Annotated in this window: 26 protein-coding genes and 1 tRNA gene; 11 read left to right on the top strand and 16 right to left on the bottom strand. The window is 73.7% G+C overall.

All coding sequences use genetic code 11. The features are described 5' to 3' along the window. Window positions 1-140: 140 nt before the first annotated feature. Together ACGFQC_RS24225 and ACGFQC_RS24220 are read left to right on the top strand one after the other, a co-directional pair. The gene (locus ACGFQC_RS24225; protein ID WP_363089370.1) at window positions 141-803 is read left to right on the top strand and encodes a phosphoribosyltransferase family protein; all 663 of its coding nucleotides are present in this window, start codon (window positions 141-143) and stop codon (window positions 801-803) included. A 19-nt stretch (window positions 804-822) separates the two neighbouring features. After that, on the top strand, window positions 823-1,134 hold the full coding sequence (locus ACGFQC_RS24220) for a hypothetical protein (protein WP_363089371.1): 312 nt from the start codon (window positions 823-825) through the stop codon (window positions 1,132-1,134). A gap of 66 nt (window positions 1,135-1,200) precedes the next feature. On the opposite strand, the gene ACGFQC_RS24215 is transcribed toward ACGFQC_RS24220, so the two are convergent. From ACGFQC_RS24215 to ACGFQC_RS24205, 3 genes are all read right to left on the bottom strand, one after another. Continuing rightward, window positions 1,201-1,277, bottom strand: a tRNA-Met gene (locus ACGFQC_RS24215). 49 nt (window positions 1,278-1,326) lie between these two features. Then, window positions 1,327-1,530 carry a cold-shock protein gene (locus ACGFQC_RS24210; protein WP_073499692.1) on the bottom strand — a complete coding sequence of 68 codons (204 nt, stop codon included), beginning with the start codon at window positions 1,528-1,530 and terminating at the stop codon, window positions 1,327-1,329. 550 nt (window positions 1,531-2,080) lie between these two features. Further along, window positions 2,081-2,644 (bottom strand): snapalysin family zinc-dependent metalloprotease, encoded by a 564-nt coding sequence (locus ACGFQC_RS24205; RefSeq protein WP_363089372.1) that lies wholly within the window; start codon window positions 2,642-2,644, stop codon window positions 2,081-2,083. A gap of 207 nt (window positions 2,645-2,851) precedes the next feature. Here ACGFQC_RS24205 and ACGFQC_RS24200 point away from each other — a divergent pair, with 207 nt between their 5' ends. Beyond that, window positions 2,852-3,301, top strand: coding sequence for a DoxX family protein (locus ACGFQC_RS24200; protein ID WP_363089373.1), 450 nt, complete (start codon window positions 2,852-2,854; stop codon window positions 3,299-3,301). Between the two features lie 314 nt (window positions 3,302-3,615). Here the strand turns inward: ACGFQC_RS24200 and ACGFQC_RS24195 are convergent, their stop codons facing one another. Next, on the bottom strand, window positions 3,616-4,605 hold the full coding sequence (locus tag ACGFQC_RS24195; RefSeq protein WP_363089374.1) for a phosphotransferase: 990 nt from the start codon (window positions 4,603-4,605) through the stop codon (window positions 3,616-3,618). A 514-nt stretch (window positions 4,606-5,119) separates the two neighbouring features. Between ACGFQC_RS24195 and ACGFQC_RS24190 the strand changes: the two genes are divergently transcribed. Both ACGFQC_RS24190 and ACGFQC_RS24185 read left to right on the top strand, forming a co-directional pair. Further along, window positions 5,120-6,559 (top strand): multicopper oxidase domain-containing protein, encoded by a 1,440-nt coding sequence (locus ACGFQC_RS24190; protein WP_363089375.1) that lies wholly within the window; start codon window positions 5,120-5,122, stop codon window positions 6,557-6,559. Between the two features lie 142 nt (window positions 6,560-6,701). Further along, complete coding sequence (locus ACGFQC_RS24185; protein WP_363089376.1) at window positions 6,702-7,370, top strand: DUF4232 domain-containing protein; 669 nt, start codon at window positions 6,702-6,704, stop codon at window positions 7,368-7,370. Window positions 7,371-7,414: 44 nt separating this feature from the next. Here ACGFQC_RS24185 and ACGFQC_RS24180 read toward each other — a convergent pair whose 3' ends face one another. The 5 genes from ACGFQC_RS24180 to ACGFQC_RS24160 all read right to left on the bottom strand — a co-directional run bounded on the left by ACGFQC_RS24180 (window position 7,415) and on the right by ACGFQC_RS24160 (window position 12,235). After that, a complete protein-coding gene (locus ACGFQC_RS24180; RefSeq protein ID WP_363089377.1) occupies window positions 7,415-10,270 on the bottom strand; it encodes a hypothetical protein in 2,856 nt (951 codons plus the stop codon). Next, window positions 10,264-10,731 (bottom strand): STAS domain-containing protein, encoded by a 468-nt coding sequence (locus ACGFQC_RS24175; RefSeq protein ID WP_363089378.1) that lies wholly within the window; start codon window positions 10,729-10,731, stop codon window positions 10,264-10,266. The genes ACGFQC_RS24180 and ACGFQC_RS24175 overlap by 7 nt, the downstream gene beginning before the upstream one ends. Beyond that, entirely contained in the window at window positions 10,728-11,111 is a 384-nt protein-coding gene (locus ACGFQC_RS24170; RefSeq protein WP_363089379.1) for an STAS domain-containing protein, read from the bottom strand. Before ACGFQC_RS24170 ends, ACGFQC_RS24175 begins: the two co-directional genes overlap by 4 nt. Further along, the gene (locus tag ACGFQC_RS24165) at window positions 11,108-11,485 is read right to left on the bottom strand and encodes a hypothetical protein (protein WP_363089380.1); all 378 of its coding nucleotides are present in this window, start codon (window positions 11,483-11,485) and stop codon (window positions 11,108-11,110) included. The genes ACGFQC_RS24170 and ACGFQC_RS24165 overlap by 4 nt, the downstream gene beginning before the upstream one ends. Window positions 11,486-11,623: 138 nt before the next feature. Then, window positions 11,624-12,235, bottom strand: coding sequence for a hypothetical protein (locus ACGFQC_RS24160; RefSeq protein WP_363089381.1), 612 nt, complete (start codon window positions 12,233-12,235; stop codon window positions 11,624-11,626). Between the two features lie 517 nt (window positions 12,236-12,752). On the opposite strand from ACGFQC_RS24160, the gene ACGFQC_RS24155 reads away from it, so the two are divergent. After that, entirely contained in the window at window positions 12,753-13,349 is a 597-nt protein-coding gene (locus tag ACGFQC_RS24155; RefSeq protein WP_363089382.1) for a hypothetical protein, read from the top strand. 162 nt (window positions 13,350-13,511) lie between these two features. Here the strand turns inward: ACGFQC_RS24155 and ACGFQC_RS24150 are convergent, their stop codons facing one another. The 3 genes from ACGFQC_RS24150 to ACGFQC_RS24140 all read right to left on the bottom strand — a co-directional run bounded on the left by ACGFQC_RS24150 (window position 13,512) and on the right by ACGFQC_RS24140 (window position 18,115). Then, window positions 13,512-14,261 (bottom strand): cupin, encoded by a 750-nt coding sequence (locus tag ACGFQC_RS24150; RefSeq protein ID WP_363089383.1) that lies wholly within the window; start codon window positions 14,259-14,261, stop codon window positions 13,512-13,514. 157 nt (window positions 14,262-14,418) lie between these two features. Next, the gene (locus tag ACGFQC_RS24145) at window positions 14,419-16,068 is read right to left on the bottom strand and encodes a cellulase family glycosylhydrolase (RefSeq protein WP_393288643.1); all 1,650 of its coding nucleotides are present in this window, start codon (window positions 16,066-16,068) and stop codon (window positions 14,419-14,421) included. 388 nt (window positions 16,069-16,456) lie between these two features. Beyond that, complete coding sequence (locus ACGFQC_RS24140; RefSeq protein ID WP_363089384.1) at window positions 16,457-18,115, bottom strand: catalase; 1,659 nt, start codon at window positions 18,113-18,115, stop codon at window positions 16,457-16,459. 222 nt (window positions 18,116-18,337) lie between these two features. On the opposite strand from ACGFQC_RS24140, the gene ACGFQC_RS24135 reads away from it, so the two are divergent. Beyond that, complete coding sequence (locus tag ACGFQC_RS24135; RefSeq protein ID WP_363089385.1) at window positions 18,338-19,231, top strand: aminoglycoside phosphotransferase family protein; 894 nt, start codon at window positions 18,338-18,340, stop codon at window positions 19,229-19,231. 176 nt (window positions 19,232-19,407) lie between these two features. On the opposite strand, the gene ACGFQC_RS24130 is transcribed toward ACGFQC_RS24135, so the two are convergent. After that, on the bottom strand, window positions 19,408-19,899 hold the full coding sequence (locus ACGFQC_RS24130; protein WP_363089386.1) for a VOC family protein: 492 nt from the start codon (window positions 19,897-19,899) through the stop codon (window positions 19,408-19,410). Window positions 19,900-20,201: 302 nt separating this feature from the next. Here ACGFQC_RS24130 and ACGFQC_RS24125 point away from each other — a divergent pair, with 302 nt between their 5' ends. Together ACGFQC_RS24125 and ACGFQC_RS24120 are read left to right on the top strand one after the other, a co-directional pair. Then, the gene (locus ACGFQC_RS24125; protein ID WP_363089387.1) at window positions 20,202-20,855 is read left to right on the top strand and encodes an ATP-dependent Clp protease proteolytic subunit; all 654 of its coding nucleotides are present in this window, start codon (window positions 20,202-20,204) and stop codon (window positions 20,853-20,855) included. A gap of 1 nt (window position 20,856) precedes the next feature. Continuing rightward, entirely contained in the window at window positions 20,857-21,459 is a 603-nt protein-coding gene (locus ACGFQC_RS24120) for an ATP-dependent Clp protease proteolytic subunit (RefSeq protein ID WP_363089388.1), read from the top strand. A 21-nt stretch (window positions 21,460-21,480) separates the two neighbouring features. Here ACGFQC_RS24120 and ACGFQC_RS24115 read toward each other — a convergent pair whose 3' ends face one another. Continuing rightward, the gene (locus ACGFQC_RS24115) at window positions 21,481-21,885 is read right to left on the bottom strand and encodes a helix-turn-helix transcriptional regulator (protein WP_363089389.1); all 405 of its coding nucleotides are present in this window, start codon (window positions 21,883-21,885) and stop codon (window positions 21,481-21,483) included. A 227-nt stretch (window positions 21,886-22,112) separates the two neighbouring features. On the opposite strand from ACGFQC_RS24115, the gene ACGFQC_RS24110 reads away from it, so the two are divergent. Then, window positions 22,113-23,000 (top strand): RNA polymerase sigma factor SigF, encoded by an 888-nt coding sequence (locus tag ACGFQC_RS24110; RefSeq protein WP_363089390.1) that lies wholly within the window; start codon window positions 22,113-22,115, stop codon window positions 22,998-23,000. 35 nt (window positions 23,001-23,035) lie between these two features. On the opposite strand, the gene ACGFQC_RS24105 is transcribed toward ACGFQC_RS24110, so the two are convergent. Together ACGFQC_RS24105 and ACGFQC_RS24100 are read right to left on the bottom strand one after the other, a co-directional pair. Further along, window positions 23,036-23,491 carry an ATP-binding protein gene (locus tag ACGFQC_RS24105; protein WP_363089391.1) on the bottom strand — a complete coding sequence of 152 codons (456 nt, stop codon included), beginning with the start codon at window positions 23,489-23,491 and terminating at the stop codon, window positions 23,036-23,038. A gap of 108 nt (window positions 23,492-23,599) precedes the next feature. After that, window positions 23,600-24,874 carry a DUF6777 domain-containing protein gene (locus ACGFQC_RS24100; protein ID WP_363089392.1) on the bottom strand — a complete coding sequence of 425 codons (1,275 nt, stop codon included), beginning with the start codon at window positions 24,872-24,874 and terminating at the stop codon, window positions 23,600-23,602. 163 nt (window positions 24,875-25,037) lie between these two features. Between ACGFQC_RS24100 and ACGFQC_RS24095 the strand changes: the two genes are divergently transcribed. Further along, window positions 25,038-26,315 (top strand): streptophobe family protein, encoded by a 1,278-nt coding sequence (locus ACGFQC_RS24095; protein WP_363089393.1) that lies wholly within the window; start codon window positions 25,038-25,040, stop codon window positions 26,313-26,315. The last annotated feature ends 4 nt before the right edge of the window (window positions 26,316-26,319 follow it).

The following is a 26,319-nucleotide window of genomic DNA, read 5'->3' as shown; positions in this document are numbered from 1 at the left end:
GCGCACCGCACGTACTCGCGCGAGCGGGAACCCGCGGGAGACGGACAGGGAGGCGGACGGGAACCATCCCCGACGAGCAGGCCCTGCCCGCGGCGGACACCGTGCGCACGTCCTCGTCCGAGGAAGGCAGGTGAGAGGTCATGCGGTTCCAGGACCGTCGCCAGGCCGGCCGGGAACTCGCCGCCCGGCTGCTGGAGTGGTCGGCGGACGGTGGTCTCACCGATCCCCTCGTGCTGGCGCTCCCCCGGGGTGGCGTCCCGGTGGCCGTCGAGGTCGCCCGGGCGCTCGGGGCACCGCTCGACGTCCTCGTGGCACGGAAGATCGGCGTCCCGGGACACCCCGAGACCGGCATCGGCGCGATCGTCGGGGACGACCCTCCCCTGTTCGACCGGCGCTCGGTGGAGATGCTCGGCCTGAGCGAGGACATGCTCGACCCGGACGTCAGCCGTGAGCGGACCGAACTGCGGCGCCGGGAACGGCGGTACCGCGGCGACCGGCCCGCACCGCGCGTCGGGGGCAGGACCGTGATCGTCGTCGACGACGGGCTCGCCACCGGCGTGACCGCGCGTGCCGCCCTGCGCCACCTGCGCCGGCAGGAGCCCGCGCGGCTGATCCTCGCCGTTCCGGTCGGCGCACCCGAGTCGGCGGCGGCCCTGCGCTCGGAGGCGGACGACGTCGTCTGCCTGCACCGGCCACCGGACTTCCGGGCGGTCGGCCTGTGGTACGCCGACTTCGGCCAGGTCGGCGACGAGGAGGTCACGCGGACCCTGCACGGGCACAGCGCCGGCGCGGGCAGGGGCTGAGGGAGAGGAGCCCGTGTCCATGGACCGCGGGAAACGGGATGACGACGCACCGCAGGAGCGTGGGACCGCTCCGGAGAGCCGGTCCTTCGAGGGCCGTGGGCCCTACTCCGAGGAGCACGAGCGGGTCTTCCAGGCGTTGAGCCGTCTGCAGCGGGAACACCAGGGCGAGGCCGTCCACCTGGAGGAGGTGGCGAGCGCCTCGCGCCTGCCGCCGGAGGAGACCTCCGAGCTGCTGCACGACTTGGTGGCCGTCCACGGCCTCGCCACCGAACTGGCCGGATCGGACACCCCGGGTCTGGGCCCCCGCTTCGGACTCAGACCCCACCTGTGACGGCCCCGGCCCGGCTCCGTGCGCCCACGGGGAAGAGGGGCCCGGCTGATGCCGGGCCCCTCTTTTTGGTAGCGGGGACAGGATTTGAACCTGCGACCTCTGGGTTATGAGCCCAGCGAGCTACCGAGCTGCTCCACCCCGCGTCGGTTCCGCCACTCTACACGGCGATCCGGGCGGGCTGGGTACAGGGGGTCAGCCGCGGACGATGTTCTCCGCCTGGGGGCCCTTCTGTCCCTGGGTCACGTCGAAGGTGACCGCCTCTCCCTCCACCAGCTCACGGTAGCCGTTGCCGGAGATGTTGGAGTAGTGCGCGAAGACATCCGGGCCGCCGCCGTCCTGGGCGATGAATCCGAAGCCCTTTTCGGCGTTGAACCACTTCACGGTGCCGCTGGCCATACTGCTGTGTCCTTCGTTCTCGCCGGCGGACGCCGGCTGGAATGGGTGTGGGCGCCATCCATGATCATGGATCGCGTCCCAGACCCGTTCTACCCCACGAAGGGCCCCGCAATCCGCACCTGGCGCTCAAAAAATTCTCCATCGTGACCTGTTCTCAGCCGATGGGCGGACGGCTACGCCCCGCAGTCACGACGGGACCTTCCGTGGCGGTCAGTCACCTCCGCCGCCGCCCCCGCAGGACGATCCGCCGCCGCCCCCGCAGGACGATCCGCCGCCGCACGACCAGCCGCCGCCGTCACCACCGCCGTCACCGCCCCCGTCACCGCCCCAGGACCGGCCCCGCGACCTGAAGCGGCGCCGGTCCTGACGTATTCCCGCGATCAGGATCACGAGGAACGCGAACCCTGCGATCACCATGAATTCCACTGCACTCGACCCCCGTAGTCGTCCGATGTGAATTCCTACCAGGGCCATGCCCGGCGACGTCGAGGGGTCAAGCGCGTCTTGAGGAACTCCAGAGCTTCGGCGGCCCGCCCGAGCCGGCGACGGCTCAGTCCACGGTCGTCACCGTCCCCGGCGCTCCCGTGGAGCGGGCGGGCGCGACACCGAAGTCGCCCTCGACCTCCGCCTTCTCGGCCGCGTTCGGGTAGGGGTTCGTGCACGCGACGCCGGCGCTGGAACCCGACATCAGGCTGGTGCAGGGGCCGGGTTTGCGGTCCGGCAGGCCGAGAATGTGGCCGAGTTCGTGCGCCGATATGCGAACCGTGTTGTAGCCCTGGTCGACGGCCTGCCGCCCGATGTAGACGGTGCCGTTGCCGAGCGAGGTGGTCAGGGCGCGGGGCCAGCCGTTGTCGGCGAGGATCCGGATGTTGGCGCGTTGCCCGGAGGCGACGGGTCGCAGTTCGACGTTGTCCACGCTCTCGTTCCAGATCGCCGCGCCGCGGTCGACGGCGGCCCGGAACTCCGCGGACGCGGCGGCGTCGTAGGTGACGATCCGGGCCGCGAGGGGCTGGTCGGCGGGGGCTTGCGCGTGCGCGTGGGCCGGGCCTCCGAAGAGGGTGGCGGCCGCCGCGAGGACGGCGGCCAGTACCGGGACACGGGTGCGTGAGTGCATGATCGACCTCCTGTGGGGGAAGGTGGGCGTGCTCATGTCACGTGCTGCTGGCCCTCTGCCCATGTCCGGCGACCGTCAATCCGTCATTCGGTGCCGCACCGCTTGAACGAGGCCCGCCGTCCGCACGTAGGGAGAACCGGGAGCCCCGCCCCCGCGTCATGACAGGCGTCGCCCCGCACCCGGACCGCAGCCACTCAAGGAGCACCGATGACCACTCCGCGCCTCAGCGACCGGCTGACGACGCACCAGCCCTTCGTGCTCGGCCTGTTCCGCATGGTCCTCGGCCTGTTGTTCGCCAGCGAGGGCGCCGCCACGGTCTTCGGGGTGCTGGGGCGCAAGGCCAGTCCGGCGGGAGACTGGCCATTCTGGTACGCCGGGGTGATCGAACTGACGTGTGGCGTACTCGTCCTCCTGGGGGTGGCGACCCGCAGTGCGGCGTTCCTCAGCTCGGGCGTGATGGCGTTCGCCTACTTCACCGAGCACCAGCCGGACGGCCTGTTCCCGCTGCAGAACGGTGGGCTCTCCCCCGCCCTGTTCTGCTGGGGTTTCCTGCTGCTGGTCTTCTCCGGGCCGGGCGCCCTGTCCCTGGCCGCTCTGACGGGCCGGGAGGGGGAACCGCGACCCGCCGGCCCGGGGGTGACCGAGCCGTCCCGGTGACGTCCGTCCCGCTCCCCGAGGCCGCCCGGAATGCGCTTCGCCCCCGGAGAACGGGCCCTTGGTGTGACGCGGTGACGACAACTCGGATGATCGTTCTCAACGGTGGTTCCAGCCTGCACGCCACCCGTTCACCCCGGTGGTCGGCGCTGCTCGTGGACTGGGCGCCGGCAGTGCCCGGTCGCGCGGGCCGAGCGCCGTACGCCCGGCGGGTGCCCGGCAGACCGGCGCCGGGCCGGCCGCAGGCGGGTGCACCCGACACGTCCGCGCCGGACCGGCGGCGGGCGGACCGGTCCGGCGGCGCCCGTACCGGCGGTTCAGGTGCGGGCCAGTGTCAGCGCCTCGTTGAGGTTGTGCTCGGCTATGGACGCCATGGCAGCACGGTCGGGGAAGTCGCCGTCGAGCAGGCGTAGCGGACCCGCCGTCAGCGAGAGCCGTTGGGCGAGCGTGTAGAGCGCGAGGCGGGTCTCGTCCAGGCCCGGTGCCTCCAGCGGGCGGTAGGCGTCGTGCAGGCGGATCCGCAGAAAGGCGTGCTCCCACTCGACGTCGAAGTACATCGTGCCCTCGATGTCGATCAGCACGGGGTTCCCGTCCGCGTCCACGAGCACGTGGTCCGGGCCCAGTTCACCGTGTACGACCGCGTGCTCGGCGCGTGGCCGCACCGCCGCGGTCAGCTCCAGCAGGCGCTCCGCCAGCCGGTCGCGGACTCCCGCGATCCGCGGATCACGCGACGCGGCCTCGGCGAGGTCCCGCAGTGCGCGGTCCAGCACGACCGCCTCGCACGACGACCCCCGCGAAGTTCCTCCCGCGTCGGCCACGGCCACCTTGCCGTGGGCGGGTGCCCGATGGCGTCGCATCGCCTCCAGCGCCTCCCCGAGCCCGGCCATGACGGGGGCGGCCGCGCGCGGGTCGCGCGCGAGCAGCTCCTCCAGGTTCTCGCCCGAGAGGTCCTCGACGATCGCGAGGCCGCCCGCGTGGTGGGCATTGTCGCGGTCGACGAAGCGGACCGCCGGGACACGGACGCCGAGCGCGTCCAGCCGCGCGTGCGCGGCCTCGAACAGGTCGAGTCCGAGGCCGGGCGAGAGGGGGTCGGTGAGGTCGTCGTCGCCGTGGGCCGCCGGCCAGTAGTTCTCGGCGGCGTCCCAGAGATAGGCGATCGCCGTCGTCGCGTCGTCCATCACGAGGCGGTACACGCCCTTCTTGCTGCCACCCGCGACGCGTGTGACCGCCGCCGTCCGGCGCCCGCCGCCCAGCGCGGTCCGCGCCGCGTCCGCCAACCGCTCCCGCACCGACGCCCTGAGTGCCACGTCCCGAACCGCCCCTCTTCCGCTACGACTTGGGCACCTTAGGGGAGCGTGGACGCGGGAGCGACCGCTTTTCTCCGTGTCCTACCGCGCCGCTGCGGCCGTCGGAGCCGTTCCAGCCGTTCCGACCGCCCCACCAGCTCCACCGCTCCCGCCGGTTGCCGTCATGACCAGGACGGCGACGCGCAGGGCTCCGAGGCGGGAGCCGCCGGGTGCGCGCCCGCCGTGTTGCACCGTCACCGCGGTCGAGCGACCTCTACACTGCGACCACTCTCGTGTCAGAAAATACCCATTCGTCACTTTCCGCGCGGATGTCGGCGGCCGTCCGCCGCCGGTCTGCCGCCCCAGGAGGCGCCCCGTGACCACTCTGCCCCGACGCGGCGTACTGAAGAGCCTGCCGCTCGCCGCCGGAGCGGTCCTGACGGCATCGCCGGCGGGTGCGCACGCGGTGCCGTCGACGAGTGCGCACGCGGTGCCGTCGGTGGGTGCGCACGCGTCGTCGGCAAACGCTCGTACAGTGCCGCGCCACGAGGACGACCCCGGCTTTCCCCAACCGGAGACGCGCGGCACCCCGCCCTGGAGCACCTCCCTGACCACACGGCTCACGATCGGATTCACCGAAGTGGCGCTGCCCGGCGTGGGCACCGTCCGCACCCGCACCTACGAAGGGGCGGTCCCCGGACCGACCTTGCGGGTGCGCCCCGGCGACGCCCTCGAGATCACGCACGTCAACACGCTGCCGCCGGACACCGCGGGCCCCCACCAGGACATCAACGTCCCCCACCGTTTCAGCACCTTCAACCTGCACACCCACGGCATGCACGTGGACCCGACGGGCGACGCGGACAACGTGTTCCGGGCCTTCGAGCCCGCCGCGGAGCCGGGCGGCACCACGACCCACCGCAGCCGCGTCACGGTCCCGGCCGGGCATCCCGCCGGCACCTTCTGGTACCACCCCCACCATCACGGATCGACGGCCACCCACGTGCTCAACGGCATGGCCGGCGTCATCGTCGTGGAGGGGGACGTCGACGAGGTCCCCGAGATCGCCGCCGCCCGTGAGGTCGTCGTCTGCGTCAACGAACTCCGCCTGAACGGCGGGCGGGTGCCGGATCTGACGTCGGAGGACGCCTTCGAGGGACTCGCCCCCACCTTCCTCGTCAACGGGGCGAAGAATCCCGTCCTCACCATCGCGCCCGGCGAGGTCCAGCGGTGGCGGATCGTGCACGCCGGAGCACTCACCCCGCTCTCCCTGCGGCTGGACGGGCACACGATGCACCGGATCGCCCAGGACGGCATCACCTTCATGGCCCCCGTCCCCTCCTCCACGGTGGCTCTGCCCATGGGCGGCCGGGCCGACGTGCTGGTCCGCGGCGGTGAGCCCGGCACGTACGAACTGATCACGGACGGCGTCGACCGGCCCCTGATGACGGTGGTCGTCGCCGGCCCGCCCCGCGACATGTCACTGCCGGCAGACCTGCCCGGACGGCCCACCAGCCTGCCCGCCCCCACCCGCACCCGGCACGTGGCCTTCCGCAGCTACAGCGACGTGCTCTCCGGCGCCTTCCCCAACGCCTACCGCATCCTGGGCGACGGGGAGACGCCGCACGCTGATGCCGCGGCGGGCCCACGGGACCTGGCCTGGGGCCGCTTCTCCCCCGATCACGTCAACCACCGCGTCCGGCTGGGCGAAGTGGAGGAATGGACCGTCGCCAACGACTCGCACAGCCATCCCCACCACCCCTTCCACCTGCACACCAACCACTTTCTGCTCACGGCGGTCAACAGCCGCCCGCTGGCCACCCCCGTCTGGCACGACACCGTCGGCATCCCGTCCCGCGGCACGATCACCTTCCGGCTGTGCGCCGAGGACTTCGAGGGCCGTTCGATGCTGCACTGCCACCAGCTCCAGCACGAGGACCAGGGCATGATGCAGATCGTCGAGTACGTCCGCTGAGCCCCGCCCGTGGACGCGGCCGGCCCCCGGCACCGTGAACGGTGGTGGATCCGGCGAGATCCTGTCACCAAGCTGTGAAGAACCCGCGGGACGCTGGAGCAGCACTCCGGAACACCACGCTTCTCATCGGGGGAACCACGCCATGAGCACCGTACGCAGAGCCGCCGTCGTCCTCGCCGCCCTCTCCGCGCTGGCACTGACCGCCTGCGGTCCCGCCGAGGACGGCACGGCGGGCGACACCGGCACGACATCGTCCACGAGCCCGTCGGCGACCCCGTCGAAGGCGCCGTCGAAGGCGCCGTCGAAGGCGCCGTCGAAGGCGCCGTCAGGGCCGGCTTCCCCCGCCGGAAGTCCGTCCGGCACCGGCTCGTCCGGCGGTGGCTCCTCGGCCGACCACGACGTCTTCCCGTGCAGCACGTACGACGTGAAGTTCACCGCGAGCCTCGCCGAACCGACCACCAGCAGCTACCTGTTGAAGATCACCAACAAGGGCGAGAAGGCCTGCCGGGCGCTGGGCCACCCGGTCGTGACCTTCGGCGAGCTGGACGGCCAGGCCACGGAGCGGGGCGCGGCCCCCGGCATCGAGGACGCGCTCAGGCTCGAACCGGGTGAGTCGGCCTACGCCGGCCTCATGGGGGGCGCCGACGACGGCCGGGGCAGGACGGTCGCTTCGATCGCGATGACCATGAACACCGAGTCCGATCTCGAACAGACCCCCCTCAACGCCTCGACCCCGGGCCTGTACGTCTCCCCCGACACCAACTCCGTGACCCCGTGGATGGACAACGTGGAGGACGCGCTCAGCCTGTAGGCCGAACCGAGAACCGCACGCCCGTCCGGGAGTCGTGACCCTCGTCAGTGCTCCGCCGGCAGCCCCGTCGCGCGGAGCACGGACACGCCACGGGCCGCGGCCGGTCCCTCGGCCCGGGTGGTGAGGACCGACAACAGGCCGTCCCAGGCCTCGGGGCGGCCCGCGTCCACGGCGGTGCGGTAGGCCTCCTGCGCCTCGACGAGACGACCGGCTTCCCGGTAGAGGGCACCGAGCAGGGCGTACGCGTCCGTGTCTCCGCCGGCCGCGCCCGCGCGGTAGGCCTGTTCGGCCGCCGGCCCGTCGCCGAAGTCCTCGCGGACCCGGCCCAGGGCGGTCCAGGCGTCCGTCGCGCCCAGCTCGGTGGCCCGCTCCACCGCGCGCCGCGATCCGTCGCGGTCTCCGGCCCGCTCGCGGACACGGGCCAGCGCGGACCAGGCCGACGGGGAGCCGTGTTCGGCGGCGAGGTCGGCGGCCCGTTCCGCACCTGGTGTGTCGCCGGCGGTCTCGCGCGCTCTGGACAGCGAGATCCAGGCCTCGACGTCCCCGGAGCGGGCGGCCTCCGCCGCGGCACGCTCCGCGCCGGCATCGTCGCCGCGCGCCCGGCGGACCGCCGACAGGGCGGTCCACGCGTCGCCGTCACCCGCCTGTGCCGCCCGGGCCGCGGCGTCCTCGGCCGCGTCGCGGTCGTCGCGCGCGTCGGCGAGCAGGGCGAGGTCGCGCCAGGCGGCGCCGACCCCGTGCGCGGCGGCCTGCCGGTGGGCGGCCAGCGCTCCCTCGGCGTCGCCGTCCCGCGTCCGCAGGAACGCCAGTGCCGACCAGCCTTCGGCGGTACCGGCCCGCGCGCCTTCCTCGGCCGCGCGCAGGGCCGCCTCCCGGTCGTCGCGCGACCAGTGCAGGCGCACCGACTCCGCCCAGGCGGCCGTGACTCCCGCGGCTGCCGCGCGCGAGGCGTGTCCGGCCGCCGCCGCGGTGTCGCCCGTGCCCGCCGCCAGGCGGGCCAGCCCCAGGTGCGCCCAGGTGTCGCCGGCGGCGACCGCGCGGGCGTACGCGTGTGCCGCCGACGGCGGGTCCGCCGCACGCATGCGGCCGAGGACACCCCACACCAGCGGGTGCCCCGCGGCGACCGCCTCGTCCGCCACGGCGTCGGCTCCGGCCCGGTCCCCGCTCTCCTCGCGCAGCCGCGCCAGCGCGGCCCGGGCCCAGACGTCCCCGAGCTCGGCCGCCCGCCGGTACGCGGCCTGCGCGTCGCCGCCCGCGTCCTCCCGCGCCACGGCGAGGGCCGCCCAGGCCGTCGCGCTCGGGCCGGCGGTCTCCTCCGCGGCGGCAGGGCTCGCCGTGGTGTCCAGGAGCACGGCCCAGGCCGCGCGCGCCCGTTCGCTGCCCAGTTCCACGGCCCGCTCGTACAGGGCGACGGCGCCGGCGTAGCGTCGTCGCTCCTCTGCGGCCCGGCCGAGCGCGAAGGCGTCGTCGCCCGTTCCGGCCCGACGCCCGGCTTCCCAGAAGCCCGCCGGTGGCGCCCGGTGGGCGCGGACCCGGCGTACGTGCTGCTCGAGGTAGTCGTCCGGCCGGTAGCCGTCCGCCTTGCCGACTCCCGGTCCGTGGCGGTCGGCGATCAGTGCCGCGGGACCGCTGTCCGGCGACGTCAGGGTGTCGATCGCGGTCTCGAACCAGTCCTCGCCCGCGGTGGCCCGGGCGGTGGAGTCCATGAAGGCGACCGCCGCGTCCATCAGCAGGAGCGGCGGGACCGCGCCGGTGTGGCCCAGGCGGCGCACCTCGACGGCCGCGGTGAGTACGGCGTGCTCGGCCGCCGTGAACCAGTGATCGGGGCCGTCCTCCCAGTGCCGCACCAACTCCGGTCCGCAGGTGAGGTGCTGGAGGATCCGCCGGCCGGTACCGGCCGCTCGCACGGCGGCGGCCATCCGCGGGTCCCGGGCCGCGGCCCGCCTGGTCGCGGGATGGTCCGCCGGCAGCAGTTCGGGCACGCGGACGGTGGCGTTCCGCCCGACGATCAGGGAACGGACGTGGAAGTTCTCCTCCGGGTCTCCGCGGCCGGCGGCGGTCAGCCGCCGCAGGTGCTCGGGCCACGTCGTGCCGATGACGGCGAGCGGCGCGATCCGGTCCAGCAGGTCGCCCAGCGCCCGGGCGGCGGCCTCGCCGGACGCGCCGGTCACATAGCGCTGGGTCTCGTCGAGCCACAGCACGGTCCGCGCGTCGATGCCGTCCTCGTCGATCCAGCGGGTCAACTGGCGGGCGTCGGCGGGGTGCAGAACGGGCCAGTCCGGCAGTGTCTCCCTGACGGCTTCGTAGGCCGCGCGCGTCTTGCCCGTCGCGGAGCGCCCCACCAGCAGCGCGAACACGGTGCCGTCGGCCGCCGCCGCGTGGGCGAGGCGCCGGCGCAGCGTCGCGTCGTGCGGACGCTCGACGTACTCGGTCAGCGGCCCGCTCACCGTCCCGTCGCTGCCGGGCGAGGGGCGCACCCCCAGCCCTACGGCGTCCCAGTGGGCGGCGGTGCGGAGCGCGACGGGGTGTTCCCGCTCGGCTCGCAGCCAGAGCGGCTGCAGGTCCGCCGCCACGGCGACCGGGTCCGTCCCCGCGTGCCGGGCCAGGGCCGACGCCAGTGCGAGCGTGTCCCGGAGCGATCCGAGTCCGGGCGAGCCCAGGAGCCCGAGGACCGTGGCCTCCGTCGTGCTTCCCTCCCCCTCCTCCCTCGGCCCCCGCGTCTCCGCCGTCATCGCGGCGAGTCGGGCGGGGGACGGCGTGCCGCCCGCGCGGTACAGGGCGTGGAGGCGTCGTTTCAAGGTGCGCAGTGCGCTCGGCGGGAGCCGAGGAGGTGTCAGGGGGCCCGGGCCGGCGGCGGGCCGGAGCGTCACGTCCGGCTCGGGGACCTGCCCGCTCAGCATCTGCCGCCTCCTCCGGGCAGGGCCTGCCCCGAGAACTCGGGAACTCGCCTCCCGGCGGCGTCCGCGCCGTGGCGCCCCGGCTGCTCGACGGCTCTCCCTACCGAGTCGCACAGGGCGGAGTGTCTGTTCGGACCGGTGATGCGGAAGATCTTCCGCACGCGCTCCGACGTCACCACCAGGGCGACGTCACCGCCGCGAGCACGGGTCCGTACGAGCGTCCCGCGCAGCATGAGCAGCCCGGTCGAATCGATCAGGCCCAGTCCGGTCGGGTCCACGACCAGCGGGCACCGCCCCTGTCCGATCAGGTCGGCCGTGAGAGCGTGCATCGGCCGGGCGGTGCCGGCGTTCGGGTCGTCGGTGTCGGGGTCGTTGCCGACCCGTACCACGCTGGCGCTCTCGGACAGGTGCTCGGACGACGGATGAGCCGGTGCCGGTCGCTGCGTGGGGTTCGCCCCGGTCACCGGGGCCCCGCCGACTGCTCCGGGCGGGCCAGGTGCTCGACGGCGCGGGCGACGGTGGGAAACACCAGGACGGCCTTCACCAGCCCCGTCACCCGCAGGATCTTCCCGATCCGCTCCTCGGTGAACACGAGCACCAGGGCGCCGCCCTGCGCCCGGCTGCGCGCCGCCCCGCGGGTGACCTCGCCGAGGCCGGTGCTGTCCAGGTGGCCGGAGCGGCTCAGGTCGACGATCAGCCGGCTTCGCCCCTGCCGCAGCAGATCGAGCAGGGTGGCCCGCAGTACGGGCGCGCCGTACACGGTGACGTCCCCGGCGACGCGGATCACGGTGACGGCGTCCGACAGGTGCTCGTGGGTCACCTCCATCGGGTCGCGCGTCGTCACGGGGCGTCCGCGGAGGGCTGGACGCGGGCGAGCGACTCGACGGCTTGCGGCACGGTGTCGGACAGGACGAAGACGGCGTCGAGACCGGCCTTGGCCAGCGCCTCCCGGTGCTGCCGCATGCCGCAGACCAGTGCGATCGCGCCCCCACCGGTCCGGCACAGCTGGAGGCCGTGCATCAGCGCCGCCAGGTCGAAGCTCCACAGCTCCCCCAGGTCGGCGAGGTCGAGGACGATCCGTACCCGTCCCTGCCGCGCCAGGTCCGCGATCAGGACCCGCAGCTGCCTGCCGTCGCGCGAATGCTGCACCGCGGCGGTCGGAACCACCAGGGTGACCTCGTCCGTGAGGTGTTCGACCGACGCCAGGTAGTCGTCCACGTACTCCCCGCTCCGCAAAGGCGTTTGACGGTACATCAGCGTGCCACAGGAGTGACCTCGCGTGCCGGGAGAACGCGTCGGTCCCGCGCCGGGTTCCGGTCGCCGGGGGAAGCGCCCGGACGGAGGACGCCGCCCCGGTCACCCCGTGCCGGTCAACGCGGTCCGGGCCGCGCTCAGGAACTCCCGATGGGCGAGGGCGTGACGCTCGGGCGGCTCGGACTCCGCGAGGGTCGTCTCGAGGGCCTCGGCGGCCACGGTGACGGCGTCGGGACCCTCCAGCCGGATCACGTTGAGCGCTTCCCGGACGGCGGGCAGGGCCGCGCGGTACGCGTCCCGGTGTGCGGCCGCGTCCGTCGTACCGGCCGCGTCCAGCCACCGGCGGCGCCGCTGGTGGGCCAGGTCGGCGCCGGCCAGGAAGGTGACGTACGCGGCCCGGCGCACCGTCCGCCGGGCCGCCAGCGCCTGGGCGTCGAGGGTCCGGGTGGCGACACTGAGCTGTGCCTCGGCCTGCAGGCGTCCGGCGTCCCACGCCGCGTCGGCCTGCCGACGCCCCGCCTCCCAGGCGGCCTCGGCCTGGCGCCGACCGGCCGCCCATGCCGCGTCCGCCTGACGGACCGCCGCGTCCACAGTGCTCTGCGCCTGGCGTCTGGCCGAGGCCAGTGCGAACCATCCCGTCACGGCGCCGCCGGCGACCGCGCCGGCCAGCGCGGAGCCGGCGGCGATCCACGCGGTGATCATCTCGTCGGCCACTGGCTCCCCCGGCCCGCTCGTCGTGACGGAGCGACAGTCTCCCAGAGAACGCCCTCGCGCCGCCGCGAGGAACGGCACACCGATCACCGTCTCGGCCGTCGCCCGGCGAACCGGAGTCGAGCACAGCTTCCTCCGTCGTCACCGCGACCTGCCCGAAATCGTCCATGCGGCCGAACTCGAGCCGACGGCCCAAGACCCGGCCGTCGGCTCGCCGGTCAGCCGGGCATCGCTCCACGCCGACCTCGCCGACGCCCGGGCCCGCCGCACCCGCCTGGCTGTCCGCACACAGCAGTGGGCGAAGCGACTGTCGCAGACGCCGGGAGCTCAGGCACGGCAGGAGTCAGGACCCGGGAGTGCCGGCGACCGCCCGCGGGCGCGACGCCGGCAAAGGTGTCGGAGGCGTCCGACCGGCACGCGGTCCGGCGGTTCGGGTGACGGATCCGCCGAACGGTGCAACCATTCGGCCAAGCGGGCTGTCTCAGCTGATAACAGTCACACACACCCTCAGGGGGACATCATGGCGCGAACCAGAACCATTTGGGTCACCGCCGCCGTCATGACGGCCACGCTCGGCGCGGCCGTGATCCCGGCTCAGGCCGCTTCGCCCACCGCCCCGGTCGCCGCCTCGCGCGCGGCCGTCGCCTGTCCCACCGGCTGGGGCAGCCTCGGCAAGGCGTACACCGCCGGCGCGACGACGCCGGTGCGCAACGCGCGGACCGGACAGCACGACTGCTACGACCGGCTCGTCATCGACGTTCCGGGCGCGGCAGCCGGCGAACTCGGCTACTCGGTCCGTTATGTGGACCGCCTCTACCAGGACGGTTCCGGCCGTCACATCCCGGTGGGCGGCGGAGCGATCCTGGAGGTGCGGGTGAGCGCGCCCGCCTACGACCCCGAGACCGGCGCCCCGACGTATCCCGCGCGTGCCGCCCAGCCGCTGCCCGGCGTGAACATCACCGGCTACCGGACCTTCCGCGACACGCGGTACGCCGGCAGCTTCGAGGGCGAGACGCAGATCGGGCTCGGGGTGCGGGCGCGGCTGCCCTTCAGGGTGCAGCGGCTCGACGACCGCCTCGTCGTCGACGTCGCCCACAGCTGGACGGCCACCCGCTGACACCGGCCCGCTGACACCGGCCCGTTCCGCTGCCGCTGCCGTCGCCGTCGGCGGCGACGGCGGACGCGGCCTGTTCGCCGCGAGCCGGAGCGTGGAGCAGGAGGGGGCGCGCCTTCAGGGGCGGGCGGCACGCGCCGGTCCGCTCACGGCGTCGCGTGCCGGTCACACGGCCGTGGCGCCCGGCAGCGCGTACTCGTCCCTGCGGCCGCACATCCCGAAGCCGTCGCGACGGGTCGGTACCGCCTCGTGCGCGGTCGCGCCGGCGAGGTACGACGGCTTCCCGGCCGCCAGCGCGTCGAGCTGGGCGCCGGTGCGTTCGGCGGTGGCGAGCGCACCGGTCCGCCACAGCTCGCGCCACACCGGCACCCTCTCGCGCACCAGTGCGGCGGCGGCCCGCTGGAAGGCCAGGAGCGGCTCCGGGTCACCGGCGACGAGGGCCTTCCGCAGGTCGACGTACCCCTCGACCGCGAGGTCCCGGCGCCGGCGCGCGGCAGCGGACGCCTCCGGGCCGGTTCCGGGCGGGAGCGCCGCGGCGGCCGCGTACCGCCGCGGATCGGCGAGCACCTCGGGCGGGAACGTGAAGACGGCGTCCCCTGCCTCGGGCAGGCCGCTGTTCTGCATCAGCACCGTGACGCGCAGGCCGCCGCCCTGCACCATCCGGTGCACGGTGCCCGGCGTGAACCAGGCCACCGATCCGGCCTCCAGGGGGATGTCCCGGTAGCCGTCGGGGCTCAGGGTCTGCACCGCTCCCCGGCCGTCGGTGACGACGTACGCCTCCGTGCACACCAGGTGCAGGTGCGGGCTGCCGCCGCACACGCCGTCGGCGGCCTCCCAGTCGTACGCGCTCAGGTGGGACAGGCCGACGGCACCGGGCAGCGGGTGCGGCGGCGCGGATCCGGACTCGCTCACCACGACGCACCCTTCATCGAGAAAGCGCTCGCTCCACGGCGAGCCTAGGCCAGGGGGCGGGTGGGTACAAGGCCGCCCGTTCGACGCCGGTGCCGGCCCCGCGGCACGCGTCGGCCGGCGAAGGCCCGATGCCCTCGCCGGCCGACGGGAAGGGCATCGCTCAACCGGTCGTGCAGGCGGTGCCATTGAGGGTGAACGCGGTCGGCGCCGTGTTGGTGGCGCCCTTGGTGCCGATGAAGCCCACGCTCACCGAGCCGCCGACGGGGATCGTCGAGGTGTACGACGCCGCGGCCACGCTCACCGCGCTCCCGCTCTGGGTGGGGGTGCCGCCCCACATGTTCGCCACCGTCTGGCCGTCCGGGAAGGCGAAGGCGAGGGTCCAGCCGTCGACCGCCGCCGTGCCGGTGTTGCGCAGGGCGATCTCGGCCTGGAAACCGCCGGACCACTGCCCCACCACGCGGTAGCCGACCGAGCACGCCGCACCGGGGGTGCCACCACCCTCGTCGGTGGTGACGTCCACCGCGGCCGAGCGCGCCGAGCGGTTGCCGGCCGCGTCGCGGGCGTAGACGGCGAACGTGTACGCCGTGTCCGGGGTGAGGCCCGTCAGCGTGGCGGTGGTCGCCGTGGACGCGGCGACCTTGCTCTCGGTACCGCCGCTGATCCGCACGACGTCGTAACCGGTGACACCGACGTCGTCCGTGGCCGCGCCCCAGGTGAGAGTGGCGGAGGTGGCCGAGACGGCGGAGGCCACCGGGGTGCCCGGGGCGGTCGGCGCCTGGGTGTCGCCCGGGGTGCCGCCGCCGAAGACGGTGGCCTCCTTCGCGGTCCGGGCGATGCCGTTGGCGCCGTTGAAGATCCGCTGCCCCCAGGAGCTGAGGCGGGTCGGGTCGAAGTCGGTGGCGAGGTCGAGGACCGGGTCGGTGTTGCCGCTCCAGGACCAGGCCAGATAGCCGAGGTCGAGCTGTTCGGCGGTGGCCATCATGGTGTCCTCGTCGGGGTCGCCCCACTGGTCGGCGGGGCCGCCGAACTCGCCGATGAGCAGCGGGAGTCCGGCGTCGACGAAGGCGTTGAGGTAGTCGGTGATCTCCGCCGCCGTGTCGAAGACGCTGTACATGTGGATGGAGAAGATCAGGTTGCCGGTGGGATCGGCGTCGTAGACGGTCCGGGCGTTGGCGCGCATGACGCCCTGCCAGTCCTGTCCCCAGTTGGGGGCGTCGACCATGATCGTGTGCTGGAAGCCGGCGGCGCGCAGTTTCCTCACGGCGGCGATCGTCGGGTCGGTCCAGCCCTCCGGGGCGGTGTTGCCCCAGGGCTCGTTGCCGATGTTGACGATGACGTAGTCCTCCTGGCCGGCCAGGACGTCCTTCAGGCCGATCCAGTAGTCGGCGGCGTGGTCGAGGGTGCCGGCGGCGGCGTCCTCGCCGTAGCCCGTGGTGTCGTGCACCTCCAGGACGCAGATGAGGCGGTTGGCCTTGCACTGGCCGATGACGGCGGCCACGTCCTCGGGGGTGTTCCTGGTCCAGCGGTGGCCGTCGGAGAGGACGACGCGGACGGTGTTGGCGCCCAGCGCCTTGACGTCGGCGAGGGACTGCGTCTCGCCGGGGTACCAGGTGTGGGCGTGGTTGACGCCGCGCATCACGAAATCGTTGCCGTTGCCCTCCAGCAGGCGCCCGTCGCTGATGTGCAGGCCGGTGGCGAGGGCGCGCGGGGCCTCGGCGGCCTGCGCGCCGGCCGGGACGAAGAAGCCCAGGACGACGGCGAGGGCGAGCAGAGCGGCCAGGAGGGGGGCGGGGTGGCGCAGACCGGCCAGGAAGGGGACGGGGTGGCGCGGACCGGCCGGGGCGGAGCGACTCGCCGACGCCGCCTCCGTCGGACCGACGGGAGCGGAGGCCGGGGCGGAGACGGGAGCGGAGGCCGGGGCGGAGACGGGCAGGAACCTCTTTCGGGTCGTGCTGCGTGCTCTTCTCACTGCGACTCCAGGAGTGAGCGCCAGAAACTCAGGCATCGGGAGGATGGGTGGGAGCGCTCCCATGAAGCCACTGCGACAAGTACACGTCAAGACATCGCGCACAGGCCGTCGGCCGCCCCGTCACTCCGACGAGGTGGCCGGCGACCTGTCTCCGGGGCGGCCCGTCCGGCCGCCCCGGTGTACCGGGGGAGGCGCCGAGGTGTCCCGGCGGACCGCCGCGCCGGACCTCTCAGCGGGTGACGACGTGCCGCTCGTCCGGTACGCAGTGGGTCATCGTGAGGCCCTCCACGTCGCGGGGCGGGTTCTTGCCCAGGTGGGCGAGCCGGTCGCGGTCCTCATCGGTCAGGTCCTGGCCCGCCAGGGGTTCGAGGTCGGCGATGTCCTCGGGGGTGATGCCGAGGCCTTCACCGACCCTCAGCCCCAGGTCGTTCTCGACCAGGAGGAAGTGCCAGACCATGCGCTCCCGCACCGGCCGGTCGCACTCGGCGAGCGCCGCCGTGAGGTTCTTGACCAGGTCGTCGCGCTCCCACTGCTCCATCAGCAGGTAGCGCTGACCGGCCTGCTGGTAGTCGTTGGTGCGCGGGATGCGCTTGCGGGTCAGCCGGCCGCGGATCTCCGGGCCCTGCTCGTCGTGCGCGGGGTACCGGTCCTCCCGCAGCCCGCCGGTGATCGACGGTTCGTAGTTGACGCTCGGGTTCTCGCCGCCGCCGTCCACGTGGTACGTCATCTGCCCGTCGCGCTGGTTGGTGCGCACGTCGGCGTTCTTCGCCTGGTTCACGGGCAGTTGGAGGTAGTTCGGGCCGACGCGGTGGCGCTGGGTGTCGCTGTAGGAGAAGGTGCGGCCGACGAGCATCTTGTCGTCGGAGAAGTCCAGTCCGTCGACGAGGACCCCGGTGCCGAAGGAGATCTGCTCGTTCTCGGCGAAGAAGTTCTCCGGCATCCGGTTCAGCACCATCCTGCCGACCGGCTTGGGCGGGAACTCCTGCTCGGGCCAGGTCTTGGTGTCGTCGAGCGGGTCGAAGTCCAGCTCCGGGTGCTCGCCGTCCTCCATCATCTGCACGAGCAGCTCCCACTCGGGGTACTCACCGCGCGCGACGCTCTCGTAGAGGTCCTTGGTGGCGTGGCCGAGGGAGTCCGCCTGCACGTTGGCGGCGTCCTCCTCGGTCATGCTGCGCACCCCGGCCTTGGGCATCCAGTGGTACTTGACCAGCACCGTGCGGCCCTCGGCGTCGACCCACTTGTAGGTGTTGACGCCGAAGCCCTGCATGTGGCGGTAGTCGGCGGGGATGCCGCGCGGGCTGAACAGGTTGACCAGCATGTGCATCGACTCGGGGGTCTGCGACATGAAGTCGAAGATGCGGCGCGGCTGCTGCTCGAAGGTGACGGGGTCGGGCTTGAGCGCGTGGATGACGTCCGGGAACTTGATCGCGTCCCGGATGAAGAAGACGCCGAGGTTGTTGCCGACGAGGTCCCAGTTGCCGTCCTCGGTGTAGAACTTCACGGCGAAGCCGCGCGGGTCGCGGGCGGCCTCGGAGGAGTCGCGACCGCCGATCACCGTGGAGAAGCGGACCGCCAGGTCGGTGCGCTTGCCGCGTTCCTGGAACAGCTTGGCGCGGGTGTACCGGCTGATCGGCTCGTCCCCCCAGGTGCCGTATGCCTCGAAGTAGCCGTACGCGGTGACGCCGCGGGCGTGGACGACGCGCTCGGGGATGCGTTCGCGGTCGAAGTGGCTGATCTTCTCGAGGAACTGGTAGTTCTCCAGGGTGGCGGGGCCGCGGGCGCCGACGGTGCGCTGGTTCTGGTTGTCGTGGACCGGGTGGCCCTGTCGGTTGGTGAGCACCTTCCGGTCGCCGCCGCGATCGGGCCCCTTGCTCGATACGTCGGTCATGTACATGCTCTCCTTCGCGTCGGTTCCCCGCGGTCGCGGGGCGCGGGGCTGCCGCGCAGCCACCGCCGGAATCTCGGACGGACGGCCCGGGTACCCGATGGGCCGGGACGAGTCACACGAGTCAGCTTGGGGCCGGGCGCGGCGCGCTGCATCCGGACGGCGGGGGCGCCCGCCCGTAAACCTGCTGGACAGCCGCCGGGCCGTCCACCTGGAATGAGCGGCATGTGTGCGATGAAGATGCGCCCGGACGAGGTCGACGTGGACGCGGCGCTGGTACGGCGGCTCGTCGCCGGGCAGTTCCCGCGGTGGGCATCGCTGCCGGTGGAGCGGCTGGAGTCCTCGGGCACGGAGAACGCGATGTTCCGGCTGGGCGCCGACAAGGTGGTGCGGCTGCCCCGGCATCCGGGGGCGGTGGAGAGCGTGGCCCACGAGCGGCTCTGGCTGGAGCGGCTGGGGCCGAGGCTGTCCGTCGCCGCGCCGGTGCCGCTGGAACGGGGTGCTCCCGGCGAGGGATTCCCCTGGCCGTGGTCGGTCTACCGGTGGCTGGACGGCCGCAATCCCGTCGCGGGCGCTCTGGAGCGGCCCGCGGCGCTGGCCGCGGACCTGGGGGCGTTCGTCGCGGGACTGCGCCGGGTCGACGCGCGGGGCGGGCCGCCCGGGCACCGGGGTGTGCCGCTGGCGGAGCGGGACGCGCCCACCCGTTCGGCCATCGCCCGGTTGGCGGGCAGGATCGACACGGTCGCGGTCACCGCCCTGTGGGAGGAGGCGCTGCGGGCGCCGGGCCGCACGGCACCGCCCGCGTGGGCCCACGGCGATCTGTCACCGGGCAACGTGCTGGTGGCGGACGGCCGGTTGGCGGCCGTGATCGACTTCGGCAGCGTGGGCGTCGGGGACCCGGCCGTGGACCTGATCGCGGCCTGGAACCTGCTGCCGGCGCCGGCCCGCGCCACCTTCCGGGCGGCGGTGGGCGCGGACGACGCCGAGTGGGCGCGCGGCCGGGGCTGGGCGCTGTCGATCTCGCTGATCCAGCTGCCGTTCTACTGGGAGACCAATCCCCCGCTGGCGGAGAACTCCCGGCACGTGGTCAAGGAGATCCTGGCGGAGGCCGGAGGATGAGGGGGCCCGGGACCGGAGGGTGACGGGCCGCGGGCGGGCCTCGGCCGCACTCCGGGAGGGCACGGGCCGACGGTGACGGGCCTCGGCCGCACTCCGGGAGGGCACGGGCCGACGGTGACGGGCCTTCCGGACCGGCCGCCCGAGGTCCGCCCCCCTCCCGACGGCCCCTTGCCCGCCTACTCCTCCCCCTCCCCCTCGTAGGCCTTGCGCAGGGCGGCGATGTCGAGCTTGCCCATGGCGAGCATGGCCCTGGTGGCGCGGCCGGCCTTCTCCTGGTCCGGGGAGGTGAGCATCCGGATCATCTCGGTGGGCACGACCTGCCAGGACACGCCGTACTTGTCCTTGAGCCAGCCGCAGGGGCCGGGCTCGCCACCGCCCTCGATGAGCCGGTCCCAGTAGTAGTCGACCTCTTCCTGGTCGGCGCAGTCGATCTGGAACGAGATGGCCTCGTTGAACGTGAACTGCGGGCCGCCGTTCAAGCCGACGAACTTCTGGCCGTTGGCCGTGAACTCCACGGTGATCACGGAGCCGGCGGGGCCCGGGCCGGCCTCGGTGTAGCGGGCGACGGTGCCGACGCTCGAGTTCTTGAAGATCGACGCGTAGTGGTGGGCGGCTTCCTCGGCCTGGCCGTCGAACCAGAGGCACGTGGTGAATCCGTCGGTGGTCATGGGTTCCTCCAGGAGCGCGAGAGTGCGGGGAACGCGGTCATCGGTGTCGACCGGTGCGGCGCCCGGAACTCATCGCCCGGCGGCACCCCGGTTTCGGCTCACCCGGTGCGGGCCCCGGTTTCGGCTCGCCCGGTGCGGGCCGTCCGGGAACCGCCCGCACAGGCTGTGGCAGAAGGCCCTCTGCTGTCGGCGAATCTGCCCAGGGCAGGGAAATCCGCCGCGGGGGCGGTCACGCGCCGAGAGTGGGTGGCGCGGCGGCCGACGCCGCCGCACCCCCTCTCGACTCTCGACAAGGAGCGCCCATGTCCCGACACCTCGCCGGTCCCGCGCCGGTCCTGCTGCCACGGGCCGAGGAGGGTGACACCCCTCCCAGCCGTTTCGACGACCAGCTAGCGGCCCGACTGCTCGATCAGCGCATCGTGTTGCTCGGCACCCAGGTCGACGAGGTGTCCGCGAACCGGGTCTGCGCGCAGTTGCTGATCCTGTCTGCCGAGGACCCGCGCACCGACATCAGCCTGTACATCAACAGCCCCGGCGGCTCGGTCCACGCGGGCCTGGCCATCTACGACACGATGCGGCTCGTCCCGAACGACGTCTCGACGCTGGCGATGGGATTCGCGGCCAGCATGGGCCAGTTCCTGCTGAGCGTCGGCACGGCCGGCAAGCGGTACGCGCTGCCGAACGCGCGCGTCATGATGCACCAGCCGTCGGCCGGCATCGGCGGCACCACCGCGGACATCGAGATCCAGGCCGAGAACCTGGAGTTCACCAAGCGGACCATCGAGCGGATCACCGCCGAGCACACCGGTCAGAGCCCGGAGACCATCTCCCGGGACGGCGACCGGGACCGCTGGTTCACGGCCGAGGAGGCCAGGGAGTACGGCATGGTCGACCGGGTGGTGGAGTCGCTGGCCGACGTCCGCCCGGCCGCCCCGAAGCGACGGATGGGGCTCTGACATGGGGACGTACACGATCCCGAACGTGGTGGAGCGGACCCCGCAGGGCGAGCGGTCCTACGACGTCTACAGCCGGCTGCTGGCCGAGCGGATCATCTTCCTCGGCACCGAGATCGACGACGGCGTCGCCAATGTCGTCATCGCGCAACTGCTCCATCTGGAGTCGTCGGCACCGGAGAACGAGATCGCGATCTACATCAACTCCCCCGGCGGCTCGTTCACCTCGCTGATGGCAATCTACGACACGATGACGTTCGTCCAGGCGCCCCTCGCGACGTTCTGCGTCGGCCAGGCGGCCTCCACCGCGGCCGTGCTGCTGGCGGGCGGGGACCCGGGGCGGCGGTTCGTGCTGGAGCACGCGCGGGTGCTGCTCGGGCAGCCGGCCAGTGGCGGGCGGCAGGGCACGGTGTCGGACCTGGCGCTCCAGGCCAAGGAGATGGTGCGCATCCGTGCCCAGGTCGAGGAGGTGCTGGCCCGGCACACGCACCACGACGTCGCGACCCTGCGCGCGGACATGGACCGCGACAAGGTGTTCACCGCGCGCGAGGCCGTGGCGTACGGCCTGGCGGACGAGGTGCTGAGCCGGCGCCCCGTGCGGGGGTGAGGCACCGGCCCGAGCGTGCCGTCAGGCGGCCAGGCAGAGTCCGTCGAGCGAGGACGTGGTCGTCGTACGGCTCGGGTACGAGGTCCGGCTGGTGAGCCGGACCAGCTCGCCCTGGGCGCGCGCCAGCAGGTCGCCGAGACTCAGGCCCAGCGCGCGGGCGGCGGCCGCCAGGACCTCCGAGGAGGCCTCCTTGCGGCCGCGCTCCACCTCCGACAGGTACGGCATGGAGATGCGGGCGGCGTCGGCGACGTCCCGCAGCGTGCGCTCCTGGGCCTGGCGCTCGCGGCGCAGGACGTCGCCGACGAGGTCGCGCCAGAGGGGTTCTCTGGCGGTGGGCGGCCGGTCGGCGGGGCGGACGGTTCCCGGGCGCTCGGCCGAGGGGCGCGGCGGGATCACGCGGGCGTGGTTCGGCGCTTGGTTGCTCACCGTCCCAGCCTAGGAGGACCGGCCGCCCGGGGAAGGACCCCGGCGTTCCGCCCTCAGGGAAATCGCGGCCGGTTCACCGGCGTGGCACGGGGGACGGAACCGGCGCGTTCCGGTGGGCATGTGTTCGCCGACTCGGGGTAGCCGCTGCGTGAGCGGACTTGCCCTGTCCGGTCCGCTCACGCAGCGGGTACAACAGAGGTCGGAACGTGACTTTCGTGGGAGAGGCAATGCACACCGCCGTGATCGGGTCGCAGGCACAGGTCGTCGAGGACACCGCCGGGACCGGCGCGGGTCGCGCACCGCTGCCGGGAATCGAGGACCCCGGGCGCGTGGCCCCCCGCGACGCGCGCCAGCTGTCGCGTCAGTTCTTCCGACGGCTGACGGAGCTGGAGGAGGGGACGCACGAGTACCAGTACGCACGCAACACCCTCATCGAGATGAACATGTCGCTGGTGCGGTTCGCGGCCGGCCGGTTCCGGGGCCGCGGCGACGACATGGAGGACGTGGTCCAGACCGGGATGATCGGCCTGATCAAGGCGATCGACCGGTTCGAGATCTCGCGCGAGGTGGAGTTCACCTCCTTCGCGCTGCCCTACATCGTGGGCGAGATCAAGCGCTTCTTCCGGGACACGACCTGGGCCGTTCACGTGCCCCGGCGGCTCCAGGAGCTGCGGGTGGAGCTGGCCAAGGCGCGCGACGAGCTCTCCAGCCGCCTCGACCGGGAGCCGACCGTCGCCGAGCTGGCGACGCTGATGAACCTCACGGAACCCGAGGTGATCGAGGCGCAGATCGCGGCCAACGGCTACAACTCCTCCTCCCTGGACGCCGCCCTCACCGGCGACGGGACCGAGGGCGGTGAAGCGGTGCTGGCCGACTTCATCGGTGTGGAGGAGGACGGCCTGCGGCTCGTCGAGGACTTCCACTCGCTGGCTCCGCTGATGGCGGAGCTGAGCGAGCGCGACCGGCAGATCATCCACCTGCGGTTCGTGGAGGAGGCCACCCAGGCGGAGATCGGGGAGCGGCTCGGCTGCTCGCAGATGCACGTCTCCCGCCTGATCAAGCGGATCATCGTGCGGCTGCGCGAGGGGATGCTGGGCGAGCTCGGCTGCGCCTGAGTGCCCGCTGCCGTGGGGCCGCCGGCCCCACGGCGTCAGTCGGCGGCGACCCCGAGGACGGCGCGGACGCGCTTGCCGACGGGGATGCGGTCGACGGTGACCTCCGTGGCGACGGCGTGCACGATCTCCAGACCGTGGCGGCCGACGCGGCGGGGGTCCTTGGGGAACCGCAGGGGCAGCCGGTCGCTGCTGTCGTACACGGCGACCGTCACCGAGGTGTCCGTGCCCTCCAGCTCCAGGATGTAGGGGCCGTTGCTGTGCCGGTCGGCGTTGGTGACCAGCTCGCTGACGACCAGCATGACGTCGTCGCCGAAGCGGGCGTCCATGCCCGCGCACCACTCGGTCCTGAGCTGGTCGACGAAGTGGGCGGCGAAGTCGCGGGCCTCGGCGATGGAGCCGGGTTCACCGGTGTAGTGGGCCGCGCGGCGGAGCGGCTCCACGGGTACGTCGAAACCGGTCGGTATCACTGCCCCGTCCAGGTGCTTGATCATGCTGTTCTCTCTCGGAGGCCGGCCTGGCCGGACACTGCTGCACCAGCCCTCGTACCCCGAAGTGGGCCGTGCAGTCCCCCGCTCTCGGTCCGGCTGCCATGGGCTTCCTCACAGCAGGGGTGAACGGCCAGGGGACCCGTCGGCCGAGGGGGACGCGGAGCGGGACGTGGTGTCGGACGCCCCGGAGGACGTGGATTCCTCGGTCCGCGGTTCGCTCGACGGTCCCGACGGGCCTGAGGGTTCCGGGGGCGCCGAGGGTTTTGAGGGGTCCGGGGGCACCGAGGGTTTTGAGGGGTCCGGGGGCGCCGGCGACGAGGGCGGCTCCTCGGAGCCGGGGGGCCGCGAGGGGCTGGCCGAGTCCGGCGGCTCGGGACCGCGGGAGGTCGACGGCGAGGTGGGCGGCGAGGTAGGCGGCGACGTGGTTGTGGTGGCGCTCGCGGACGGTTTGGGCGGGGTCACCGGGGGCTTGGCGGGCCGGTCCTTGCCGCCGGTGTCGCCCCGCTGCCGGGCGAACCAGCGGTCGGCGCCGGGGTCGTACAGGACCAAGGCCTCGATCACGGTCGTCGACGGGGTGACCACGACGACGTTCGCGGGGTGGTACGACGGCCAGGAGTCGCCGGTGCGCCTCGGGGTGGTCTGCTGCGCGACGGGCGGGGCCAGCGGGTTGCCGCAGGCGCAGCGCACGCGGGGCACGCCGCGGCCGTCGACGAGGACGGCGGTGCCGGACTGCAGGACGGCCTGGTAGGAGGTGGCGGCGCCGTCGCGGTAGCCGTGGTTGGTGACACGGGTGTCCATGCGCAGTTGCACGGGGGTGAGGGACCGCAGGTAGGCGGGGACCTCGGCCGGGTCGATGCCGGGGACGGACGCGAACGCCCGGTTCTTGTCGGGGTCCGCCCGCAGTGCCGTGACCTGCTTCTCCACGTCGCAGGCGGCCACGTCCCGGGTGCCGCCGTACAGGCCGGGGGCGCCGCCGTCGACGCCCCGCACGGCGTTGGCGGGCGCGGAGGTGGTGGCCGGGACCGTGGTGGCGGGCGGGGGTGAGCTGCCGGTGGCGGTGGACTCGGTGAAGGGGTCCGGGCCCGTCTTGCCCGCGGCCTGGAGGAAGACCTCGCTGTCGCCGCCGGAGCCGTCACCGCCGGAGCGGGTCATCAGGACGATCGCGACGGCCGCCGCGACGACGAGGGCTGTGGTCAGCAGCGCGATGCGGGACGCGGACCTCCACCACGGCCGGTTCGGTCCGGGGCCGCCGCCGGGCGCGGTCGAGCCGCCCGGGGTTCCGCCGGGCGGCGGGGCGGGCGGGCCGGAGGGCGGCTGCGAGGGTCCGGACAGCGGGCCTGAGGGCGGGCCGGAGGGGCGGCCGGAGGAGGGCGGTTCGACACTCACGAGCACTCCCGACGGGATCTCCCGCGACGCCACTCACGTAACGCCGCACGCCGCTTGGTCCGCAACATCTTCATTGTGTGCCCTTGTCCGGCTTCATCCGCAAGTGGGCGCGGACGGCCCTCCCGGCAGGCGTGCGGGCCGGGCCCTGCTTAGCGTGGCGAGGGTGAGCCCGAACCTCCCCTCCGGCCAGGCGCCGTCCCGTCACGGCTGGGTGCCGGCGGTCGCCGTGGCGCTGGCCGCGCTGATCGCCATGGTGGTCACGGCCGCGCTGGGACTGTGGGCGGCGGGCGCCACCGATCTGCCCGGCGGGGCCGGTCCGAGGGTGGTCGCGGCGACCGTCGTCACCGCGGTCGGGGGCTCGGTCGAACTCTCCGGCGATGCCGGGGGGATCGCCGCCACGCGGGCGGGCCTCATGGTGATCCCGCTGTCCGTGACGCTCGCCGGCGCCCTGGTGGCCGCCGCCGGGTTCCTCCGGCCGCTGCGGCACCGGGCGGTCGCCTCGGCGGCCGAACTCGCCGGCTGGGCGGCCCGGATCGCCGTGGTGTGGCTCCTCGGTCTGACGGCCCTCGCCCTCGCCGCCCGCCGGACGTTCGCGGTGCCGCTGGGCGACGACGCGCTGAACGACCTCGGTGAGGTGTTCGGCGTGACCCCGAAGGCCGGTTTCACCACCGACGTGCCGCTCACCCTGCTGTTCGGACTGCTGTGGCTGGCCGGCGTGCTGGTGCTGGCGCTGCTGGTCTCCCGTGGGGCTCCGTTGCCGCCGCGGCTGCTGCGCTTCCAGGAGTCGGTGCGGCCGGCGGCGTACGCGATGGTCGCGCTGCTGCTCGCGTGCGTCGCGCTGGGTGTCGTCGTCGCGCTCGTGACCGCGGCGACGCGCGGCCGTGCCGCGCAGACCCTCGCCGTGGTGCTGCTCGGCCTGCCCAACCTGGTGTGGCTCGCGTTCACCGTCGGGCTGGGCGCCACCTGGCAGGGCCGGGTGCAGGGGCCGTTCGGGCTGCCGATGCCGCACGTGCTGGACGAGGTGCTGCGCGCCCCGGACACCGCCACGCTGAACCTGCGCACGCTCGGCGAGCAGGACGGCCGGGTGTGGTGGCTGGTCGCCGTGGACGCGGTGCTGCTGCTGGCGGCGGCGTTCGTGATGGCGGCCCGCTCCCCGGCCCGGACGCCGGCCTGGCGGCACGCGGTGCACATGGCGGTGGCCCTGGTGCTGACGGTGCTGATGATCTGCCTCGTCGGCCGGATCTCCGCGCACTACGGCCTGACGCTGTTCGGCATCAGCGATCTGGGCGGCACGGGCCTCACCGGTGACCTGTTCCTGCGCCCCGAGGTGTGGTCTGCGCTGGGCCTCGCGGCACTGTGGGGGCTGGTCGTCGGCTTCCTGGGCGGACTGGCGGCCCGCGGGAGAGCCGGCCGGGGAAGGGTGGGCCACGGGGTTCGCTAGGCGG

Origin of the sequence: Streptomyces sp. NPDC048734, assembly GCF_043198675.1 — a bacterium.
Lineage (GTDB): Bacteria > Actinomycetota > Actinomycetes > Streptomycetales > Streptomycetaceae > Streptomyces.
This window is presented reverse-complemented; position numbering and strand designations above follow the sequence as displayed.